A 2307-nucleotide genomic window follows, 5' to 3' on the forward strand; every position below is an offset into this window, starting at 1 on the left:
AATAAGGTAGTTTCTAAAACTGTCTTGGTTTTTTTAAGTCGCGCAACACTGCTTTCAAGAGCACGAAAATTTTTTCGCCGGTGAACAATGTGTAGAGATTTTGCCTGATCAGCAAATTCTAAAGCCCAATCGACTGCTGAATCTCCGCCACCAGCAATAACTAGATCTTTATCATTGAACTGGTCAGGATCATTTACAAAATATTGAAGTTGTTTTCCCTCAAAAGTAGCACTTTCTGGTAATTTCAATTTGCGTGGCTGAAAAGCGCCAATTCCTGTAGCAATAATAATTGATTTAGTCATTAATTGACGTTGAGAAGTTGTTAATTTAAAAAAATCGGTTTTTTGATCGATTTTTTGGACAGTTTCGTTTAAATGGATCTCAGGTTCAAATTGTTTAGTTTGTTTGATTAAGTTTTGGATTAGATTTGTTCCCTTGATCATTGGATAACCAGGAATATCATAAATCTTTTTTGCAGAAAAGAGTGTTGCAACTTGACCTCCTAATTGATCCAGGCTTTCAATAACTTGAACTTTTGCCTGTCGCATTTTAGCATAAGTAGCTGCAAAAATTCCAACTGGGCCGCCCCCGATGATAATCAAATCGTAAACTTCACATGACATTGGTTTGTTCTCCTTTCATAAAAGATTACACTAAAACACCTTAGCATAAAAATAGGGCAAAATAAATTAAATTGGAAAAATTTACTTTTTTTGGTTAAAATTGAAATCAGCGGATGAATTTTAAACAAAGATAGAAATTAAGTAAAGGGGTTTAGCAGGCATGTTTCCACAATTAGCAGCACCGAGCAAAGATACACCTATGGTTCAGTTAAAAACTACTTTAGGAGAAATAGAAATTGAACTTTTTCCGGCTGACGCACCCAAGACAGTTAAAAACTTTTGCAGTTTAATTGAGCAGGGTTATTACAATAATGTAATCTTTCATCGGGTGATTAAAGACTTTATGATTCAAAGTGGAGACCCGACTGGCACTGGCCGAGGTGGGGAAAGTATTTGGCAGCAGCCATTTGCTGATGAATTTTCTAACCGGCTATTTAATTTTCGTGGTGCTCTTTCGATGGCTAATGCCGGGCCTAATATGAATGGTAGTCAATTTTTCATTGTTCAAAATAAAAACTTGCCAGCACAAATGGCAGAGCAGATGAAGATGGCTGGTTACCCAGCAGAAATCATCCAACAATATTTACAGGGAGGCACTCCCTGGTTAGATCATCGACATACCGTTTTCGGACAGGTCCGTAAGGGATTAACAGTTGTAGATCAGATTGCAAATGTCAAAACGGTTAATGATCGACCACAAGCTGATGTTGTAATTAAAGCAGCAATTATACTGCGGGGATAAAGCGTGTGCTGCAAGCGTTAAACAATTATCTGATAGCTTTTTTTGCCAACAGTTGTGCTGCGCGTTGAGAAAAAATAGATATTGGTTGATTGGGATTAGTGATAGTTGGCAACTAATTTTTAAGGCTAAGAATATCTGGTTCTGATCGAGGCAGGTAGCTTAAAATTTAAGCTGAAAGAGGTGAAAAAATGGAATATCGGATCGGAATGATTGTTAAAGGTAAAGTTACTGGTATTCAGCCGTACGGAGTTTTTGTAGCACTTGATGAAGAAACTCAGGGATTAATTCACATTTCTGAATGTCATGCTGGATTTGTGGCAGATATTCATCGGATTCTTAGCATCGGTCAAAAAGTGAATGTCATGATTGTTGATATTGATGAGTATACAAGCAAAATAAGTCTTTCGTTAAGATATATTGAAAATCCTCCTCAGCGGGCTACCAAAATTAAAGTGCGCTGTAATCATAAACACTATTGGACAAGCCGAAAAGTTAAAACCGGATTTTCTCCAATTCAATCTCATTTAGATCAATGGGTCAAAGAGGCTCTGAAGGGAATCTGAATTTTGTTCTAAATTTATCTTGACAGGGGTGTTTTTGTTAGGTACACTGTAATAGTTGTGTTAAATAAGTAGACCTTTGAAAACTGAACAAAGTTTCGATAAACAAATGTGCAGGGCCTTGAAAAAGGACAACATTTGCGAAGTCAATTCGCTAGTAATAAATTTGAGTCACAAACTTTAAAATGAGAGTTTGATCCTGGCTCAGGACGAACGCTGGCGGCGTGCCTAATACATGCAAGTCGAACGAGACTTTTTATTTGATGCTTGCATCTTTTAAAAAGTTGAGTGGCGAACGGGTGAGTAACACGTGGGTAACCTGCCTTAAAGTGGGGGATAACACTTGGAAACAGGTGCTAATACCGCATAACCATCAAAACCA

At 37.4% G+C, this 2307-nt stretch carries 3 protein-coding genes and 1 rRNA gene; 3 read left to right on the forward strand and 1 reads right to left on the reverse strand.

All coding sequences use genetic code 11. The features are described from left to right. Nucleotides 1-623: NAD(P)/FAD-dependent oxidoreductase (locus ON15_RS04590; RefSeq protein WP_010580305.1), on the reverse strand; the 623-nt coding region annotated here is incomplete at its 3' end. A gap of 160 nt (nt 624-783) precedes the next feature. Here ON15_RS04590 and ON15_RS04595 point away from each other — a divergent pair. The 3 genes from ON15_RS04595 to ON15_RS04605 all read left to right on the forward strand — a co-directional run. Further along, nucleotides 784-1365, forward strand: a complete 582-nt coding sequence (locus ON15_RS04595) for a peptidylprolyl isomerase (protein WP_010580306.1) — start codon at nt 784-786, stop codon at nt 1363-1365. Between the two features lie 188 nt (nt 1366-1553). Then, nucleotides 1554-1928, forward strand: coding sequence for a CvfD/Ygs/GSP13 family RNA-binding post-transcriptional regulator (locus ON15_RS04600; protein ID WP_010580307.1), 375 nt, complete (start codon nt 1554-1556; stop codon nt 1926-1928). Between the two features lie 178 nt (nt 1929-2106). After that, nucleotides 2107-2307: ribosomal RNA gene (locus tag ON15_RS04605) — 16S ribosomal RNA — on the forward strand; the annotation flags it as partial.

It is taken from the genome of Liquorilactobacillus vini DSM 20605, assembly GCF_000255495.1.
GTDB classification, from domain to species: Bacteria; Bacillota; Bacilli; order Lactobacillales; family Lactobacillaceae; genus Liquorilactobacillus; species Liquorilactobacillus vini.

What these genes read in the sequence shown, in the direction of transcription:
- ON15_RS04595 (WP_010580306.1), top strand. Translation starts at nt 784, where the DNA reads ATGTTTCCACAATTAGCAGCACCGAGCAAAGATACACCTATGGTTCAG.
- ON15_RS04600 (WP_010580307.1), top strand. Translation starts at nt 1,554, where the DNA reads ATGGAATATCGGATCGGAATGATTGTTAAAGGTAAAGTTACTGGTATT.